The sequence below is a fragment of the Paracoccus actinidiae genome (assembly GCF_030863885.1).
Classification (GTDB): domain Bacteria; phylum Pseudomonadota; class Alphaproteobacteria; order Rhodobacterales; family Rhodobacteraceae; genus Paracoccus; species Paracoccus everestensis.
In genome coordinates, this window is record NZ_CP132956.1 from 2,232,768 (window position 1) to 2,252,003 (window position 19,236).

Here is a 19,236-nt window from a genome sequence, read left to right on the forward strand (position 1 = left end):
TCCTTCAGGCGGAAACCCGCGCCATTTCCGCCGCCCGCGCGCGCAGGGCAAATTTCTGGATCTTGCCGGTTGAAGTCTTGGGCAGCGGGCCGAAGACCACCCGCGAGGGGCACTTGTAGGACGCAAGCCCGGCGCGGCAATGCGCCACCAGGGCAGCTTCGGTTTCCTTCGCGCCGTCGCGCAGTTCGACGAAGGCGCAGGGGGTTTCCCCCCATTTCTCGCTGGGCATGGCGACCACGGCGCAAAGCACAACCGCCGGATGGCGGTAAAGCTCCTCCTCAACCTCGATGGAGGAGATATTCTCGCCGCCCGAGATGATGATGTCTTTGGACCGGTCCTTGAGCTGGACATAACCGTCGGGATGCATCACGGCCAGATCGCCGGAATGAAACCAGCCGCCGGCAAAGGCTGCCGCCGTGGCCTCAGGGTTCTTCAGATAGCCCTTCATCACCGCATTGCCGCGGAACATGACCTCGCCCAGCGTCCGACCATCGGCGGGCACCGGTCGCATGGTTTCCGGGTCCATCACTGTCAGGTCGTCCAGCGACAGGTAGCGCACGCCCTGCCTTGCCTTGCGCGCTGCCTGCTCTGGCGCGGGCAGGGCATCCCAGGCCAAATTCCATTCATTGACCACAGAGGGGCCATAGGTTTCGGTCAGGCCGTAAAGATGCGTGACGTGGAAGCCTGCTTCCCCCATGGCCTTCAACACGGTTTCCGGAGGCGGCGCAGCGGCGGTGTTGAAGGCCACTTGCTGGGGAAAGCTGCGCTTCTGGTCGGCTGGCGCATTCAGCAGGGCGGACATGACAATGGGCGCGCCGCAGAGATGCGTGACTCCGTGTTCGTGGAGGGCGTCATAGATCGCCCCCGCCCTGACCCAGCGAAGACAAACCTGCGTGCCCGCCTGCACCGGCACCGCCCAGGGGAAGCACCAGCCATTGCAGTGGAACATCGGCAGGGTCCACAGATAGACGGGATGGCGCCCCAACCCCGCGTGGATCACGTTGTTCAGCGCCATCAAGGCCGCGCCACGATGATGACAAACCACCCCCTTGGGGTTGCCGGTTGTCCCGGAGGTATAGTTCAGCGCAATGGCATCCCATTCGTGGACAGGCATTGCGCCGGGAAGATCCGGGTCGCCTTCGGCCAGCAACTGGTCATAGTCCAGGCTGCCGATGGCCTTGCCCTTGGGATAGGGCGCGTCCTCGGGGTATTCGGTGTCGTCGAAGTCGACCACCAGCGGCCGGACCTTCGCCAGCGCCAGGGCCTGCGCCGCCACGCCCGAGAATTCGCGATCCACGATCAGCACGCAGCTTTCCGAATGGTCCAGCCGAAAGGCGATCGCTGCCGGGTCCAGGCGTGTGTTCAGCGAATGCAGCACCGCGCCGCCAGCCATCGGCACGCCGAAATGGGCATGGATCATCGGCGGAGTGTTCGACAACATGACCGATACGGTATCGCCCCTTCCGATGCCCCGCTGCGACAGCCCCGAGGCCAGGCGACAGCAATCGGCCCAAAGCCGGGCATAGCTGTGGCGCTGGCGCCCATGGATCACCGCAGGGTGGTTGGGATAGGTGACCGCCGCCCGCTGAAGATAGGAAACCGGCGTCATCGGCTGGTAGTTCGCCTGCCTTCGTTCCAGACCCTCATCGTATTTGTTCATGATCCTGCTCCTGTTCCCCCTTTCAAGTCCGGCGTTCAGCGCCTGGCGGGATATTCGGCGACCGGCTGGCCGGACTTGCGCCATTCGCCGAAGCCGCCCCGCAGCGAACGAGCCTCCAGTCCCATGTCCTGGGCCAGCCTCGCTGCAAGAAGCGAGCGCCAGCCCGAGGCGCAGTAGAAAACATAGGTTTTGCCCTCGCCGAAGCGAGACTTGTGATAGGGGCTTTCGGGATCGATCCAGAATTCCAGCATCCCGCGCGGGGCGTGGAACGCTTGGGGGATCATGCCCTCACGCTCAAGCTCGCGCGGGTCACGAATGTCGACCATGATCACTTGCGGATTGGTCTTCATCGCCGCAGCCTGATCGACAGAAACCGATTGCACCACGGCATCGGCATCCGCCAGCATCTGCTTGTAACCCTGTGCCATGTTATCGTCCCATCGTGTAGAATTCGTCATTGGGCCGCATGCTGGTCACGTTCGCCAGCCGGTTCGACATGCCGAAGAAGGCAGAGATAGCTGCAATATCCCAGATGTCGCTGTCGTCGAACCCATGACCGCGCAGCGTTTCGAAATCGTCCTCACCGACTTCTTGCGCACGCGCTGAAACCTGCATCGCGAAATCCAGCATCGCCTTTTGCCGAGGCGTGATGTCGGCCTTGCGATAGTTGATTGCCACCTGGTCGGCGACAAGCGGGTTCTTGGCCCGGATGCGCAGGATCGCACCATGGGCGATGACGCAGTACTGGCATTGGTTCATGGTCGAGGTGGCGACCACGATCATCTCGCGCTCGGCCTTGGTCAGGTTGCCGGGCCGATCCATCAGGGCGTCGTGATAGGCGAAGAAGGCGCGGAATTCATCGGGCCGGTGGGCCAGGGTCAGGAACACGTTGGGGATGAAGCCCGATTTCCCTTGCACCTCTTCGATACGGGTGCGGATGTCCTCGGGCATGTCGGCCAGACGAGGGACGGCGAAGCGGCTGACAGGAGCTTCAGTAGTGTCGGTCATGGTGTTTCCTCCAGAGCAGGCAGCATGTCTGCCAGTTGCGCTTCATAGGTCTGGATCGGGTCGCGGTTATCGCCGGCATAGGGCGCGACCCGGATCAGGCAGGTATGGGCGGCACAGCCCTGTCCAAAGGCCGAACTGCCTATGTCCAGTGTGAGCACATTCGGGTTACCAGAAACTTCGGGTCCGTCCGCGACAGGCGTAAACCATGCGCCGGTCGGCAAGACCGCCACGCCCGGTGCGGTGTCAGCGCTGATACAGGCAGTGGCAAGGCAGGCGCCCCGCATGTTCCAGAGCCGCACCGTTGTTCCGTCGGCAATGCCGCGCGCCTGTGCATCCGCTGCATTCAGGCGCAATTGCTCGCGGCCGTGGCGCTTGTCCGCCATGCTGGCTGCGCCGGTTTCCAGCTGGCTGTGCAGCCGACCCTGCGGTTGGTGCGAGATCAAATGCAGTTCGCCTGGCGCCGCACCTCCCAGCCATTCGGCAGGAGCCATCCATGCGGGGTGTGAGGGGCAGTCGTCATAGGCCAGCCGCGCCAGCGTCCTGCTGCCCAGCACAATGAGCCCGGTTTCGGTATCAAGCGCATGGCGGGCCGGATCGTCGCGGAAACGCGCCAGATAGACGTGGTTGCGCTGCACCGGCACTGGCGCATGCCCGCGCTCCCAGAAGGTTTCAAAGTCCGGCATCAGGAAGCCATGAGCGCCCAAGGCATGACTGCGGCTTTCATTGTAAAGATGCCGGATCCAGGCCATCTCATCGCGGCCCTCGCTGAAGGCCGGACCAACGCCAAGTCTCTGAGAAATCGCATCAAAAATGTCGAAATCCGCGCGCGACTGGCCCAAGGGCGCAATGGCCTGACGCATTGCCAGGATCATGTCGCAGCGCTTGTTCCCGGCCAGGTCGTTGCGCTCGATCGAGGTCGAGGCAGGCAGAACGATGTCTGCCCGTCGCGCGGTTGCGGTCCACATCGGGTCCTGCACGATGATGGTTTCGGGGCGGGTCCATGCCTCGGCTAAGCGGTTCAGGTCCTGGTGATGATGGAAGGGATTGCCGCCCGCCCAATAGACCAGCCGCGTATCCGGATAGGTCCGCGCTTCGCCCTGATACGTGAAGGGCGCCCCCGGGTTCAGCAGCATGTCGCTGATCCGGGCGACCGGAATGAAGCTGTCTATGGGCTTCACGCCTTGCGACATGCCGGGAGACCTGCCCACCGCAAAAGGCGCCCCGACGCCGCCCAGAGAGCCATAGCCATAGCCCACGCCGCCGCCCGGCAGGCCGACCTGGCCCGTAACGGCTGCCAGCCCCAAGGCAGCCCAGAAGGGCTGTTCGCCATGATGGGCGCGTTGCAGGGCCCAGCTGACTGTCAGCATGCTGCGGGTTCCCGCGATCTGTGCCGCCAGCGCGCGAATGGCATCAGCGGGCAGCCCGGTGATGGCCGATGCCCATGCAGCGTCCTTGCGCTGACCATCGGCATTGCCACGAAGATAGGCAAGGAACTCTTCGGACCCGCTAGTGCAGCGGGCCAGGAAGTCGGTGTCGTGGCGCCCAGCCGCCACGATTTCGCCCGCAAGACCCAGCATCAGCGCCGTGTCGGTATTGGGCCTTATCGGCCACCACTCCGCCCCGACCCAGTCCGGCAAATCGTCGCGTAGCGGCGAGACATGGACCACCCGCACCCCGCGTTCCGCGATCCGGCTCAGGTAGCCTTCAAGGTAATGCCCGGCGATGCCGCCGGCCTCGCTTTGCGCGGTGCGGGGCGACATGGCGCCAAAGACCACAAGTGTTTCGGTATTTTCAGCGATGTCGTCCAGCGTGTTGGACTGGCCGCCGCAGGCGCGGTCATCGCCCAGCACATGACGCAGAATCACCGGTCCGGCGGCGATGGAATAAGTATCGACATGGCCCGTATAGCCGCCAACCAGGTTGAGCATGCGCTTCAATAGCGAAGACGCGTGATGAAAACGTCCGCAGGATGTCCAGCCGTAGCTGCCAGCAAAGATCGCCTCATTCCCGTGCGTGCTGGCGACGCGGCTGATTTCCCCGGCGACCAGGTCCAGCGCCTCGTCCCAGGGCACCGACAGGAAGCGTTCGGATCCGCGCCCGTTCCGATCGCTGTGCTCACGCTTCGCCAGCCACCCTTCGCGAACCATCGGGCGCAGCACCCGGCGGTCAGGCTTTGCCCATTCTACAATCGAATGGATCACAGGTGAGGGAGCAGGGTCGTCGGCAAAAGGCTCGACGCCGACAATGCCGCCATCTTCGACCAGGATCGTATAGGCGCCCCAATGGCTGCAATGCGGAATGCGGTGGATCATGGATTTCCCCTAAAGCACGGCTTCGATCAGGAACGGTCCCTTGCGAGACAAGGCGGTGCGCAGCAAGTCGAAGAAACTTTCGGCGGTGTCGGCGCGCGCCGCTTCGACCCCCATTCCGTTCGCAATCCGAACCCAGTCGAGCGCCGGATCGTCAAGGTCCAGCATCCGCCGGGCGTTCTCGCCAGGAGCGCCCGCGCCGACATTTCGCAACTCTCCCTGTAGGATCTTGTAGAGGCGGTTAGCAAAGACGATGGTCACCACGTCCAGCCGCTCGCGTGCCTGCGTCCATAGGCCCTGGACGGTATACATGCCGCTGCCGTCGGCTTGCAGGCCGATTACCTTGCGGTCTGGGCAGGCCACGGCGGCGCCAGTCGCCATGGGAATGCCCGCACCAATGGCCCCCCCGGTCAGTTGCAGGAAGTCATGAGGCGCTGCGCCATGGGTGGAGCGGAAGAAATCCCGGCCCGAGGTCACCGATTCGTCGCAGACGACAGCGCCTTCGGGCATCAGATGCGCCAAGGCAATGGCAACAGCATCTGGCGTCAGCGCACCGGACGGCATGTTGGGCGCGGCGCGATCCGCTACCCGCGCGGCGGGCGTCATGCCGACTTCCTGTGCTAGGGCGGCGATAGTTGCGGGCAGGTCGTCGTCGGCGCCCGCCATCTCGATCACGCGGCAGCCCTCCGGCAGCATGCTGCTTGGCTTGCCCGGGTAGGCGAAGAAGCCGACCGGGGCCTTGGCACCGATCAGGAGCAGCTGTTCAGTTTCCGCAAAAGCCGCCAGAGCCTGATCGATGACATAGGGCACGCGATCCAAGGCGACACGGCCTGCGCCACGCTGCATGCGGCCATTGGCCTGCTGCGCAATGATCCGGGCGCCGGTCTTCTGGGCGATGCGGTCCAGAACGTCGGTCTGAGCCGCGCGCAGGGCGCGACCGGTGACAAGGATCGCCGTCTGCTTGCCGTTTCGCAGCGCATCGGCCGCTGCGCGGATGCGGGCCGGTTCTGGCGCCGCGGAAGCGGGGGGAACCACCACGGCGGGCACCGGAGCGAGAGTTTGTGTCCATGCCGCGTCAGCATGCAGGATCAGCGTGGCGATGCTACCTGCACCCGTCCTTGCTGCGGCGATGGCCTCCGCTGTGCGGTCTCCCACGGCATCTGCAGACTCGGCACGACCAACCCAACGCGACATCGGCCGGGCGAGGCTGTCGATATCGCTAGTCAGCGGTGCATCATATTGCAGATGATAGGTGGCATGATCGCCCACCACATTGATAATGGGCGAATGGGCCCTTCGCGCGTTGTGCAGGTTTGCCAGACCGTTCGCCAGACCCGGACCCAGGTGCAGCAGCGTCGCGGCGGGTTTTTCCGCCATGCGGGCGTACCCGTCGGCAGCGCCGGTCACCACGCCCTCGAACAGGCCCAGAACGCAGCGCATCCTGGGCTGGCGGTCCAAGGCGGCAACGAAATGCATCTCTGATGTGCCGGGATTGGCGAAACAGGTGTCGATGCCGTTTGCCAGCAGGGTTTCACACAGAAGGTCAGCGCCGTTCATGGGATCTCCATCAGTCGTTCGGCCTCGGCGCCAAGATCCGAAAGTCCGGCCCAGAACGGGGCCGCAGCTTCGATCAGCGCCGAAAATAAGCGATATTTGTGATCAGCATAGGCTGCGATAGGGCCAGAATCGGGTGCAATACTCTGCTGCGGGCTGCCGATCCAGACAGCGTGGTCGGGGGCATCCAGAAGAAAGCGCGCGGCGACGGCGGCAAGCCCGCGAAGTCCTGCGTGTATGCCGGGGCTGCGCTGCACCGTACAGCCAGTCAGCGTGGCCACAAATTGCGCGAAATGCTTATCCCCAGCAAGCCCACCACCAAGAGACAAGGCGCCCTCCGGCGCCCTCATCATGGCGTGGCTGGCGTGGGTGACAAAGGCCAGCGCCTCGCGTCCCGCCCAGGCAATCTGGGCCGAAGTGGTTGCAGCGTTCAGTCCGAACAGCGCGCCGGTAGCGAAGGGGTCGGTCCACGGCGCACGTTCTCCGCCGGGCTCAAGAAAGGGGTGCAGGATCAATGGAGAATATTGGGGCTCCGGTGCTGCGGGAAGGTCCGCGAAGCGGCGCGACAGGTGATGTAACACGCTGGCGCCATTGAAGCAGGGATGAAAGCACAGGTAGCCGGGTTGCAGCGCAAACTGTTGAATCATTGCGCCCGCTGGTGCCTGCGGCATGGCTGCGGGTTCGTCCACTAGGCAGGCATGGATTGCGCTCGTCCCAAAGATTGAAGCGCGAGCGACGCCCTGTCGGCTGCCGAGGCCAAGACCGATCAATGTGGCCTGCACATCGCCCGGACCGATCAGCACAGGCAAACCTTGCGGCAGGCCAGTGGCCTGCGCGGCAGTTGCCGATAGCCCCGCCCGTGCCGCGCCAATCGGCACGAGTTCAGGCAGAAGCTCCAGCCCGCGTGACAGGCCCAGGATGTACGGCACCTCTGTCGCCAGCGCGCCGCTGCGCCAGTCTCCCCAGACCGGCAGCAGTGCGGTCGGTTCGGCAAGCAGGCGACCAGTCAGGGACAGGAAAAGCCATTCCTTCAGCCGCAGAGCATGGGCGATGCGGACATGCCGAGCAGGATCGTTCCGCTGCACCCACAGGAGTTGCAGGCTGGCCGAGGCAGCAGTCGGCCGCGACCCGGTCGCTGCCTGCACCGGATCAAGCGCCTGCGCCATTCCGGCCACCAGCCCGCGTGCGCGACCGTCCAGCCATGTCAGCGCCCGCCCGACCGGCTTACCTGCACTATCTACAGGCCAAAGTCCATCGCCTTGCCCGGTGACAATCAACCCGGTGATCGGTTCCGTTACCTGTGCCGCACAGTCGCGCAGCACCGCCAGTGCCTCGTCACGCGTCAGGTCCATGTCCTGCTCGACCCGCAGCCCGTCGCGGTGTAGTGCACCGTTCGGCCGCTCGGCGCCAGCCAGCAGGCGGCCATGCCCGTCGAAGGCCGCTGCCTTGACAGAGGTCGTGCCGGAATCAAGACAGAGAAGGACGGGTGCCATTGTTCAGGACGCTTGCCTTAGTCCTTCCAGCGCGGCACTGCTTTGCTGGCCGTAGGTCTTGAACTTGACCAAAACCTCAGCGATCTGTTCATCAGATAGGGCCGGCGGCTCGCCTAGGGGCAGGCACAGCAGATACTGCTTGGCCAGTTCCTCGACCGTGACGGCCAGGGCCAGGGCACGGGCGATATTCACATGTGCTGCGATGACGCCGTGATGGGCCATAAGGCACGCGCGCCGGTCCTTTAGCGCGACGATCACCTGGTCGGCCAATTCCTGCGTTCCGAACAGTTCGTATGGGGCGCAGCGGATCGTGCTGCCGCCAGCGGCGGCGATGACGTAGTGAATCGCGGGAATGTCGCGTCCCAGGATCGACAGGGCCGTGGCATGGGTAGAATGGGTATGGACTACGGCGTTCAGATCGGGTCGCGCCTGCAGAATATCGCGGTGAAAGCGCCATTCCGACGAGGGCTGAACCTCGCCTTCGTAGGTGGCGTCCCAGTTCATCGCCACGACATGTTCGGGCTGCAGCTTGTCATAGGGAATTCCTGTGGGCGAGATCAGAAAGCCGTCACCGTAACGGACGCTGATATTGCCCGAGGTTCCCTTGTTGATGCCCAGGCGGTTCATGCTGCGGCAGGATTCAATTACTTCGCTGCGCAGCGCGCGTTCTTCGTTAGTCATTGGAGCCTCATTTACAAGGATAGAGCGGCGGCTTGCCGGCAAGGATCAGCGCTATGTCGCCAGCGATCATATTCGCGGCCTTGATGGCAGAATAGCGCGAAGCGCCTGCAATATGGGGCGACAAGGTGACATTGGACAGCTTCAGCAGCGGCCAGTCTGGCGGCGGCGGTTCGGGCTCGAACGTGTCAAGTGCGGCACCCTTCAACTGCCCCGACACCAAGGCATCATACAGCGCCGCGTAATCCAGCACCTGACCGCGCGTGGTATTCACAATGTAGCCGCCCGGCTTCATCATCGCGATCCGCTGGCGCGAGATCATGCCCTTGGTTTCCGGCGTCACTCGGGGATGCAAGGTCACCACATCCGCGCGGACCATCAGGTCGTCCAGATCAGCCTTTTCAAAACCGGCGGCCTTGTCGGCATCGGTCAGTTCCTTAAACGGGTCATAGATCAGGATGCGGCAGCCGAACGGCTGCAACAGACGCGCCACCCGTGTCCCGATATCACCGAATCCCACAATGCCCACAGTCAGTTCGCACAGTTCCGGGCCGGTATTGGCGTAATGATAAAAGTCGCGCACGAACTTGCCGCTGGCCACGCTTTGATGGCCCCGGATCAGGTTACGGGTTTCCGCCAAAAGCGACGCGACCGTGAATTCCGCCACCGCCGAGGCATTGCGTCCTGGGGTGTTGACCACCGGAATACCGCGCGCACGGGCCGCCGCCATCTCGATGTTCACAGGGCCGCCGCGTGATACTGCGATCGCCTTCAAGCGCGGGGCATGTTCAAGGCTGTCTGTCGTGATCGGCGCCAGATGCGTGATTAGAATGTCCAAATCACCGAGGAAGCCAAAATAATCCTCTGGACGGCCGACGAATTCCGCGACCGGCAGCGTCGGATCGTATTTGGTTGATTTCAGTCGCAGCGGCCAATCTATTTCCATGCTGCGGATATTCAGATCGCGACCCCGCAGCGTGTTGCGCAGTGCGGCCTCGAAGAAAGACGGCTGCATGAAGCCGTCCCCGATGATGCCTATGGTCAGTGCGTCCGTCATGCTTGTCTCTTACCTTGGGGTTCGGAGGTCAGGCCCGGGAGCACGTCCTGGTAACGGTCGGTGTCCAGGGCATGTTCGGCCATGACTTCGGCGCTGTGCTGGGCGAATGCAGGGGGCGCGCGGCGGTAGCTGGCCGGGGTGCGCGACAGCTTGATCGGGCTGCCGGTGCCGCGATATTCACCGATATCGACGACCATTTCGCGATGGATAGTATGAGGATCTGCGATCACCTGGTCGATGCTGCGCACCGCGCCACAGGGCACGCCCGCCTTGATCAGCCGATCGGACAGGTCAGCGCAGTCGAATGTTGCCAGGGCAGCTTCAAGGTGCTGCTTCAGGGCTTCTCGGTTCAGGTTTCGCTGGCTGTTGCTGACATAGCGCGAATCTTCGGGTAGATCGGGACGCCCCACGATCGCGCAAAGCGTGGCAAACTGGCGGTTGTTCCCGACAGCCAGAAAGATCGGATCGGTCCCTGTGGCGAAGGTGTCATAGGGGCAGATGTTCGGATGGGCATTGCCGGAAGGCTCGGCCACCTTGCCCGACAGATAGTAGTTCGGCAGATGCGGATGCAGCAGAGACACCCCGCAGTCATAAAGGCTAGCCTCCACGAATTGGCCCTTGCCGCTGGTGTTGCGTTCGTTCAGCGCCATCAGGATGCCGATCACCGCATTTAGGCCCGTCACCATGTCCACCACGGGCAGGCCCACGCGCAATGGCTGGCCACCCTGCTCCCCATTCACGCTCATGATGCCGCATAGAGCCTGAATGGCGGCGTCATAGCCGGGCAGGCCCCCCATCGGCCCGTCAGCGCCGAAGCCAGACACGCGACAATGGATCAGCCGCGGAAAACGGCGCGACAACTCCTCATGGCCAAGGCCCCAACGTTCCATGGTGCCGGTCTTGAAGTTCTCGATCAGGACATCGGCGTCATCCAGCAACGCCAACAGCAATTCGCGGCCCATGTCATGGGACAGGTCCACGGCGATGCCGCGCTTGTTGCGGTTCAGTCCCAGAAAATAGCTGGCCGCATCGTCCAGGAACGGCGGCCCCCAGCCACGGGTTTCGTCCCCGGCAGGAGGCTCCAGCTTGATGACGTCCGCGCCGTGGTCCGCCAGAACTTGCCCGGCATAAGGTCCCCCCAGCACCCGGCTGGCATCGATCACTTTTAGATTGGCCAGTGAGCCGATGTTGATCATGCGGTCGCCCTTTCAGAGGTTTTGGCCGCCAGATCGCTGCGCCATTCGGCGGCAAAGGCGGGATAGGTTTCAGCCAGCTCGTCCAGAACCCGGCCACGCAGCAGCGACAGCGTTGCAGCATCGGGAATTAGCGTGATGGCAGGTTCATCGGCATGGGCGAAGGCAAACCCGGTTGCCGTCCGGATGTCGCCAAGATTATGGCCAGGGTGGATACTTTCCAAAACGAATCCTGGCCGCGCCTTGTCGAAGGTGAACAACGCCTTGCCCGTCAGCAACGCCACTGGGCCGCCGGGGCGATGGACCTCAGGGTCGCTGATACCCGGGGCGCTTATGAAATCCACTTTGTTCACGAACACGCGCGGGGAATGTTCCTCTCGAAACAGGATCACCCGGGGGACCATATAATACAGATAGGATGATCCGAATGACCCAGGCCAGCGCACCTTGCTTTGTGGATACTCTCCGGTGCCGACAAGGTTAACGTTGGCGTGGCCATCGATCTGCCCGCCCCCCAGGAAAAAGGCGTCCAGCCGCCCTTGGCCGGCGCAGTCGAACAGTTCGGCCGAACCGTTGGTGAAAAAGTTATGCTCGACCGATCCGAGGATCGACAGCCGCACTTGCCGTTGCCCGTCATCAAGGGCCCGGCGCAGCATCGAGCCGGCGGCAGGCATGGGCGAGGATGCCCCAACTGCCACATGACTCACTCCATGGAGCAGGCGCGCGATGGCGCAGACTAAAATTTCTCGAGGTAGGACGGTCATGCCGGAACCTCATAAGCCATATATTCGGCGAAGCCCTGATCCGTGCGGGCTGCTGCGGCATACCGGCTCAGTTCGGCCGTGTCGGTGGGATACTCGCCCCAAAGCCCATAAGGCCAGGCACCGCGCGGCGCTATTGCCACCGCAGTCACGTAAAGCGCAGGCAGGGTGCCGGCGGCCGTCGTCTCGTCGGCCAGTAGGCTATGCTCCACGACGCGCTCGACCGTGACCAGTGTTTCGGTCGCGGCATACGCCATGGCGGCCAGTTCCCGTCTCCGGCCGATCCAGACGTTTCCCTGCCGGTCGGCCACCGGGGCGTGAAAGATCGCCACGTCGGGACGAATTGCCGGGATAAGGGCGATGGGATCGTCCTTTCCGAAGGGATTATCAATTAGCTGCCAATCGGCGCGGTTCGCCAGCACATCCGAACCGATCAACCCGCGCATCGGCATAAACGGCACGCCTTTCTGCGCAGCCATCAGTCCGGCATGGATGGCGGGACAGGTTGCGTCCAAGACGTCAATACGGCCTTCGCGAACAGCTTGGTTGAAGCGCGGTGCGCCACCGGCTTCGCCCAATGAGACGGCGCTCGTCTCAACCTTTCGAACCAATCTGGCGCCGATCAGTTGATCGACCTGCAAGCCTCCAGTCGGGACGCAGATCAGATGCAGTTCGCCTGCGCCATGATCAATCAATGGTCGCGTCATCGCCATGGAAACACCTGCGTAATCGACCGGCAGAGCAACCGACATCCCGGAACTGATTCGGGCGACCATGGAATGCAATTGGTCTGCCATGGCGTCTCCGGAGCTCCCCCAGTCGGATGTTCTGTATGGTAGAACAGCTTTCTAAATTAAGCATAGGGCTAGTTTTATAAGCAAGTCAATTCGTCTGCATTTCAGAGAAAAAATGTGCCTCGACAGATTTTCTTGACAGACCAAAGATACGCTGAATTATAATATACAGAATGACGTTCTATAATGTGGAACGAGGAGGGGCTATGGCGGAGACAATGGCGCGGCGCGAAATGCGTCTCGGTAAGCCAGCAACAGCAGCGGCCGAGACCATACGCTCACCGGATACGATCGGCGCGGGCATCGCGATCCGTGATGTTGTTAAAAAGTATGGCGCCTTTGTGGCCGCAGACCGCATCAGCCTGGATATCGAACCCGGTGAATTCATCACGTTGCTTGGCCCTTCGGGCAGCGGCAAGACGACCTTGTTGAACCTACTCGCGGGGTTCCAGACCATTGATGGAGGGCAGATTCTTGTCGATGGCGCCCCCATCCAGAACGTTCCAACCCATCGTCGCGGCTTCGGAATGGTGTTCCAAAGCTATGCGCTGTTTCCGAACATGACGGTGGCGCAGAACGTGGGCTTTCCGATGCGCATGGCGCGCATGGATCGTGCAACAACCGACCGCCGCGTAGCAGAAACGCTGGAAATGATGCGCCTATCCGAACATGCGGCCAAGCTGCCTGCGCAGATGTCGGGCGGACAGCAGCAGCGCGTGGCAATCGCCCGTGCTATCGTAATGCGTCCACGCGTCGTGCTGATGGACGAACCTCTGAGCGCGTTGGATCGCCGTCTCCGCGAGTCGATTCAGATCGAGATCCGCGATCTGCACCAAACCATCGGCAGCACAATCCTGTTTGTGACCCATGATCAGTCCGAAGCGCTGACCATGTCCGACCGGATCGCGGTGATGGATGCAGGCCACATCGTCCAGGTCGCCCGACCGGCCGAAATTTATCGCCGTCCGCAAAGCCGTTTTGTCGCGGGGTTTGTTGGGGAAAGCAACCTGATCGACACGCAGGTAGTAGGCCGCAACGGACGGATGGTGACACTGCGCACACCCGGCGGACACATTTTCGAGGCGGAGTCGCGCAATGGCGTCCAGGGGGACAAGGCGACCGTGCTAGTCCGTCCCGAGCGGATTGCCTTACATGATGGACCGGTCCCTGGCTGCCTGCCCGCGACTGTTACTTCTGCCTTGTTCCTGGGCGAGTTGCTGCGCATCGAGGTTGTGCTGGACGACGGGCAGACTCTTCTGATCCGCTGCCCCGACATCGCGGCGCGTGACCTGCCACCGGTTGGCACGCGCCTCCATATCAGCTGGGGCGCGGGCGAGAGCTGGGTTTTGTCATGAGCGATATAAACCTTGCTCTGGCTGAACGATCCGGGTTGGCGCAGCGGCTGAGATCTCCAGTGCTGCTGCTGGTACCGGCGGTGCTGTTTCTGTCCGTTATCTACCTGTTGCCGCTGATCGACCTATTCCGGGTCAGCATGTCAGGGCCCACATGGCTTACCCACTTTGAGCGGGTGTTTTCCATCCCGCTTTATTGGGAATCGCTGTTGCGGACCATGCAGATCGCGTTCACGGTCGCTTGCTTGTGTGTCCTGCTGGGCTATCCAACGGCGCTGCTGATTCACAGTACGCGGGGCATCTTGCAGATGCTGATCGCTGTTGCGGTCATCCTTCCCTATTTTATTGCGATCCTGATCCGAACCTATGCCTGGATGGTGCTGCTGGGTCGCAATGGTCCGATCAACAAGCTGCTGCAGACACTGGGCCTGATCGACACGCCGCTCGCGCTGCTGTTCAATCGGGGGTCCGTCCTGCTAGCCATGACGGCGGTGCTGCTGCCGCTGATGGTCTTGACGATTTATGCCTCGGTTGCCCGGCTGGATCACAGTCTAACACGCGCTGCGTTGGCCTCAGGGGCGGGGCCGCTGGCGGTATTCTGGCGCGTCCTGCTGCCCCTCACTTTGCCGGGGATCGGCGCGGGCTTCCTGTTGGTCTTCGTGGCTGGGTTGGGCTTTTTCATCACGCCGACGCTGCTGGGCGGCCCGGGCGACCAAATGTTCGCCATGCATATTACCCAGCAGGCCGATTCCATCACCGGCGAGGGATTCCTGCAGGCCTTAGCGGTTGTTCTGCTGGTCATTACGCTAATCGCGGTGGGTATCGCAGGCCGCATCATGGGGTTCGAGTTCATCTGGGGCGGCAACAAGCTAGGTGGCGGAGCGGCCCAGTCTAATAGCACACTGGTGAACCGCAAGCGTCAGCAGCGTCGCGGACCGGCCATGATACTTGCCGATCTGATTGGTTGGCCACTGCTGCGCCTGATGGGGCAACTGCCTGCCGGATGGGGGCACTGGACTGTGCGCATCATGGGTGGGTTCGTGATCGCCACCCTAGTCGTACCAATTATCGTCGTTATGGTGATCTCGTTTAGCAAGGCTAGCTATCTGACCTTTCCGCCACCCGACTGGTCGCTGCGCTGGTACGACAAATTCTTCTCAGACAGCAACTGGATGGCGGCATTCTGGAACTCGGCAGGTATTGCGTCGCTGTCGGCCGTGATTTCGGTCTTTCTGGGTGCTACGGCCGCCATGGGGATCGTGCGCAGCAACATCCGCTACAAGTCCGCCTTGATGCTGCTGCTGGTCAGCCCGATGATCGTACCGCCCGTCGTTCTGGGCCTGTCGCTCTACGCGCTGTTCCTTCATCTGGGGCTAGTGGGAACCTATCTAGGCCTTGCTGCCGCCCACGCCATAGGTGGCATCCCGATCGTCGTTGTGATCGTCGCAGCGTCGTTGCAGGCGGTGGACCAGCGTTTGGAGCAGGGCGCTGCCGTCCATGGCGCATCGCCGCTGACGGTGTTTCGCACTGTAACCCTGCCCGCCATCGCGCCCGGGCTGGCAGCCGCCGTGTTCTTTGCTTTTCTGCATTCGTTCGACGAGCTGGTATTGTCGCTGTTTCTCTCCAGCCCTCGCATGAAGACTCTGCCGCTAATGTTATGGGCAGACATCAACTATCAGCTAAACCCGGTCCTGGCCGTCGTTTCGACGCTGGAAGTGCTGCTGGTCGTGGGTGGAATCATCTTGGCCCGGCCCGTGCTGACCAGGGGACGAGCCGCCTGAATCACGAAAATTCAATGGAGGAGGATAGAATGTTGCGTATGAACAAAATGACGGGGATGGTCTCGGCGTTAGCGATGACCGCGCTTTTGCCTGGCGCTGCGCTGGCGGAGGGCGAAGTGGTCATGCAGGATCCGGGCGGCGCCTACGGCGACGCGCTTCGTGAAGTCATGTATGATCCCTTTGAAGAAGAAACTGGTATCGACGTGGTGACCGTGCAAGAGGCGCGATCAGGCCCCCGTATCAAGGCTCAGGTCGAGGCGGGCAAGACTGAATGGGATCTGACCTTCATCTTCGACCAGGAAATCAAGCTGCTAGGTGACTGCTGCTTGGCAGACATCGACTATGCCAGGTTGTCGGAAGGCGCGCAGAAGACCCTGGCCACAATGCCGGACAACCTGAAGCGACCCAAAGGAGTGGCATTGCAGGTTATCGGTGTTGCTATGGTCTATAACACGGATGTCTATGCCGAGGCCCAGCCCGCAAGTTGGGCTGATTTCTGGGATGTGGAGAAGTTTCCGGGCAAACGCTGCCTGCCTGCGTGGCCGCGGTTCGTCATGGAGGCGGCGCTCATGGCAGATGGGGTAGCCAAGGAGGATCTTTACCCCATAGACATGGACCGTGCGCTGAAGAAGATCGAGGAGATCAAGCCGCATGTGTCGAAGTGGTGGACGACCTCTGCTCAGGCCCCGCAACTGCTGCTGGATGGTGAGGCTGACATGTGCATGGCCTACACCGGATCGTCCTCGATCCTTGCTCTTGAGGGTGCGCCACTGGATGTCGAATGGAATCAAGGCTTCGTGTATTACGACTTCTTTGCTATTCCGAAGGACGCCCCGAACTATGACAACGCACTGAAGCTGCTTTCTTGGCGTTTGGAGGCTGAGCGCGCAGCAGAATTAACCTCGACCTATCCAGTTGCACTGCCCTCGCCCCTAGTGTTCGAACAGGCCGACCCGGAAATTAGCAAGTACTGGGCCAACAACCCCGAGAACCTTGCCAAGGCAATCGAATGGGATCCCAACTATTGGGGTGCAGCATCGGGGCAGGGGACGACTACCAATGAAGAACATGGTCAAGAGCGTCTGAACTCGCTGTTGGCCGGTTGACCTCCAAGCCAACTTGCTTGCAACGGCTCCAGCCTTTGAATGAACCTTATCGCGGGCCAACCGGCCCGCGACTGCAAAGAAAGACCAGACTCTATGGACAAGTCATTCATCAAGGGTTTGCGGTTGATAGAGGCGCTTGCGTTAAGTGACCAGCCTCGCGGCATAACAGAACTGGCCAGTGATTTGGAACTGACGAAAAGCAACGTGCACCGTTTGCTCGCGACCTTGGTTTCCCAGGGTTATGTTCGCCAGGTGCCGCCACAGAATCACTATGTGCTGACGACCCGGATTTGGGAACTTGGAAATAATGTCATCCGGCGCATGGATCTGACCCAGGTAGCCCGCTCGGCCATGATCCGGCTTGCCGAACAGACGGGAGAGACGGTGCATTTGTCGATGCTGGAAGGTGTCGAAGTCATTTATCTGGACAAGATCGAAAGCGCCCATCACATTCGGGCCCATACCAGCGTCGGTGCCCGAGCACCGGCCTATACAGTTGCCACTGGCAAGGCGATGTTGGCCTACATGCCAGATGAATATCTAGACCGTTTTGATGGCCATATGGTGCGCTATACGGACACGACGCGGACGAGTGTAGCTGAACTGCGACAGGATATCCGTCTTGCACGGGAGCAGGGTTATGCTCTCGTATCGGAAGGTGAGTGGCGCGACGGTATCGCAGCTTGCGCCTGTGCCATCCTCAACAGATCGGGAGAACTGGCGGGAGCCATTGGCATGTCCGGACCAGATTCTCGTATCAAGCGCAAACAGCTGAAAGAGATCGCACCTCATGTAGTCGCCGCAGCGCGGGCGATTTCCGCGGCGTTGGGCTATGTCCCCCGCCCATAATGTCGTCTGAACAAAAGGAACCTTATGACCTCCGAATATCCCAACACGCTATTGTTCATCGACGGCACATGGCGCCGGGCCAAGGGCGGCCGCACCATTGAGGTGACCGATCCGTCCACGGGTGACGTGATCGGTACGGTTGCACATGCAGAAACCGCTGATCTCGATGATGCAGTGGCTGCGGCCGAACGCGGCTTTAAGACTTGGAGCGGGATCGGCGTCTTTGGTCGCTATCGCCTTATGCGCAAGGCAGCAGATCTGCTGCGCGACCGTGCCGACGGAATTGCGGCAATCATGACCGGCGAACAGGGTAAGCCACTCAACGAGGCCAGAGGCGAGATTCTAGCAGCCGCCGACATTGTCGACTGGTTTGCTGAGGAAGGCCGCCGCGCCTATGGCCAAATCATCCCGTCGCGGTCCACGACGGTCACTCAGATGGTGCTGAAATTGCCTGTTGGACCTGTGGCTGCCTTCACGCCTTGGAATTTCCCAATCAACCAAGTGGTCCGCAAGCTTTCGGGAGCTCTGGCCGCGGGCTGTTCGATCGTTATCAAGGCACCAGAGGAAACGCCGGCTTCACCGGCCGAACTGATCCGCGCCTTTGCCGATGCCGGTGTTCCTGCAGGTGTAATCAACCTTGTCTACGGCGTGCCAGCCGAGATTTCAGAGTATCTGATCGCACATCCGGTCATCCGCAAGATTTCCTTTACCGGGTCAACCCCCGTTGGAAAGCATCTTGCAGCGTTGGCGGGTCGGCACATGAAGCGTGCCACCATGGAACTTGGGGGACATGCGCCTGTCATTGTTTGCGAAGATGCTGATATCTCCCGTTCGGCTAAGGTTATGGCGGCCAGCAAGCTGCGCAATGCAGGACAGGTGTGCGTCTCACCGACGCGCTTTCTGGTGCAAGGCGATGCGTTCGAGCCGTTCTTGCAGGATTTCAGTGCGGCGCTGGCTGGTGCCAAGGTTGGCAACGGATTTGAAGAAGGAGTCCAGATGGGGCCACTGGCTAACGACCGGCGGGTAGCGACATTGCAGGCCTTGGTTGGAGATGCGGTTGAGCAGGGCGCGCGTCTAGTCACAGGGGGCGAGCGGATCGGCAATAGCGGAAATTTCTTTGCACCTACGGTTTTGGCTGAAGTGCCATTGTCGGCGCGGATTATGCATGAGGAGCCTTTCGGACCTATAGCGGTAGTCAACCGCTTCGCAACGTTGGACCAGGCTATCACCGAGGCAAACCGCCTGCCGTTCGGCCTTGCCTCTTATGCGTTTACCCGCTCGGCTGAAGCAATGCAGAGGCTTGGACTGGAAATTGAAGCTGGTATGACGTCCATTAACCACTTGGGATTAGCTTTACCTGAAGTGCCCTTCGGCGGTGTACGCGAATCCGGCTATGGTACCGAAGGGGGCTCTGAGGCGATCGGCGCTTATCTAGTTACAAAATTTGTAACACAAACAACGAGCTAATTGCTAGATCTGATTGTTTTTGGCTCTATGGTCGCAGGGTCATAAAAGGCAATGTGCCGCAAGGTGCGCTAGCAGACACCCCCTCAGCTGCTCCATAACACCCGTTAGGAGCCGGAGGCAGGGCTCACTCCCGTTCCAGGTCCCAAGTCTCGCAACCCAAGCCTACTCCAAAAA

Annotated in this window: 16 protein-coding genes; 5 read left to right on the forward strand and 11 right to left on the reverse strand. The window is 61.5% G+C overall.

Annotated elements, in window-relative coordinates; genetic code table 11:
- Positions 1-4: 4 nt before the first annotated feature.
- The 11 genes from Q5701_RS11105 to Q5701_RS11155 all read right to left on the reverse strand — a co-directional run bounded on the left by Q5701_RS11105 (position 5) and on the right by Q5701_RS11155 (position 12,489).
- Positions 5-1,660 (reverse strand): acyl-CoA synthetase, encoded by a 1,656-nt coding sequence (locus Q5701_RS11105; protein WP_306755280.1) that lies wholly within the window; start codon positions 1,658-1,660, stop codon positions 5-7.
- A 35-nt stretch (positions 1,661-1,695) separates the two neighbouring features.
- Positions 1,696-2,088 (reverse strand): rhodanese-like domain-containing protein, encoded by a 393-nt coding sequence (locus Q5701_RS11110; protein WP_306755281.1) that lies wholly within the window; start codon positions 2,086-2,088, stop codon positions 1,696-1,698.
- A 1-nt stretch (position 2,089) separates the two neighbouring features.
- Positions 2,090-2,668: a peroxidase-related enzyme gene (locus tag Q5701_RS11115; protein WP_306755282.1), complete on the reverse strand. Its 579-nt coding sequence runs from the start codon at positions 2,666-2,668 to the stop codon at positions 2,090-2,092.
- On the reverse strand, positions 2,665-4,980 hold the full coding sequence (locus tag Q5701_RS11120; RefSeq protein ID WP_306755283.1) for a molybdopterin guanine dinucleotide-containing S/N-oxide reductase: 2,316 nt from the start codon (positions 4,978-4,980) through the stop codon (positions 2,665-2,667). The genes Q5701_RS11115 and Q5701_RS11120 overlap by 4 nt, the downstream gene beginning before the upstream one ends.
- 9 nt (positions 4,981-4,989) lie before the next feature.
- Positions 4,990-6,534 carry an acetolactate synthase large subunit gene (locus Q5701_RS11125; protein ID WP_306755284.1) on the reverse strand — a complete coding sequence of 515 codons (1,545 nt, stop codon included), beginning with the start codon at positions 6,532-6,534 and terminating at the stop codon, positions 4,990-4,992.
- Positions 6,531-8,024: an FGGY family carbohydrate kinase gene (locus tag Q5701_RS11130; protein ID WP_306755285.1), complete on the reverse strand. Its 1,494-nt coding sequence runs from the start codon at positions 8,022-8,024 to the stop codon at positions 6,531-6,533. The genes Q5701_RS11125 and Q5701_RS11130 overlap by 4 nt, the downstream gene beginning before the upstream one ends.
- Before the next feature lie 3 nt (positions 8,025-8,027).
- The gene (locus tag Q5701_RS11135; protein ID WP_306755286.1) at positions 8,028-8,705 is read right to left on the reverse strand and encodes an L-fuculose-phosphate aldolase; all 678 of its coding nucleotides are present in this window, start codon (positions 8,703-8,705) and stop codon (positions 8,028-8,030) included.
- Between the two features lie 7 nt (positions 8,706-8,712).
- On the reverse strand, positions 8,713-9,759 hold the full coding sequence (locus Q5701_RS11140; protein WP_306755287.1) for a 2-hydroxyacid dehydrogenase: 1,047 nt from the start codon (positions 9,757-9,759) through the stop codon (positions 8,713-8,715).
- Positions 9,756-10,955 (reverse strand): CaiB/BaiF CoA transferase family protein, encoded by a 1,200-nt coding sequence (locus tag Q5701_RS11145; protein WP_306755288.1) that lies wholly within the window; start codon positions 10,953-10,955, stop codon positions 9,756-9,758. Before Q5701_RS11145 ends, Q5701_RS11140 begins: the two co-directional genes overlap by 4 nt.
- Positions 10,952-11,626 (reverse strand): CoA transferase, encoded by a 675-nt coding sequence (locus Q5701_RS11150; RefSeq protein WP_306755289.1) that lies wholly within the window; start codon positions 11,624-11,626, stop codon positions 10,952-10,954. Before Q5701_RS11150 ends, Q5701_RS11145 begins: the two co-directional genes overlap by 4 nt.
- 86 nt (positions 11,627-11,712) lie before the next feature.
- Entirely contained in the window at positions 11,713-12,489 is a 777-nt protein-coding gene (locus Q5701_RS11155) for a CoA transferase subunit A (RefSeq protein WP_306755290.1), read from the reverse strand.
- A 224-nt stretch (positions 12,490-12,713) separates the two neighbouring features.
- Between Q5701_RS11155 and Q5701_RS11160 the strand changes: the two genes are divergently transcribed.
- The 5 genes from Q5701_RS11160 to Q5701_RS11180 all read left to right on the forward strand — a co-directional run bounded on the left by Q5701_RS11160 (position 12,714) and on the right by Q5701_RS11180 (position 19,062).
- Positions 12,714-13,862: an ABC transporter ATP-binding protein gene (locus Q5701_RS11160; RefSeq protein ID WP_306755291.1), complete on the forward strand. Its 1,149-nt coding sequence runs from the start codon at positions 12,714-12,716 to the stop codon at positions 13,860-13,862.
- A complete protein-coding gene (locus Q5701_RS11165; protein WP_306755292.1) occupies positions 13,859-15,640 on the forward strand; it encodes an ABC transporter permease subunit in 1,782 nt (593 codons plus the stop codon). The genes Q5701_RS11160 and Q5701_RS11165 overlap by 4 nt, the downstream gene beginning before the upstream one ends.
- Before the next feature lie 29 nt (positions 15,641-15,669).
- The gene (locus Q5701_RS11170; RefSeq protein ID WP_306755293.1) at positions 15,670-16,746 is read left to right on the forward strand and encodes an extracellular solute-binding protein; all 1,077 of its coding nucleotides are present in this window, start codon (positions 15,670-15,672) and stop codon (positions 16,744-16,746) included.
- 93 nt (positions 16,747-16,839) lie between these two features.
- Positions 16,840-17,595 (forward strand): IclR family transcriptional regulator, encoded by a 756-nt coding sequence (locus tag Q5701_RS11175; RefSeq protein WP_306755294.1) that lies wholly within the window; start codon positions 16,840-16,842, stop codon positions 17,593-17,595.
- A gap of 24 nt (positions 17,596-17,619) precedes the next feature.
- On the forward strand, positions 17,620-19,062 hold the full coding sequence (locus tag Q5701_RS11180) for an NAD-dependent succinate-semialdehyde dehydrogenase (RefSeq protein WP_306755295.1): 1,443 nt from the start codon (positions 17,620-17,622) through the stop codon (positions 19,060-19,062).
- The last annotated feature ends 174 nt before the right edge of the window (positions 19,063-19,236 follow it).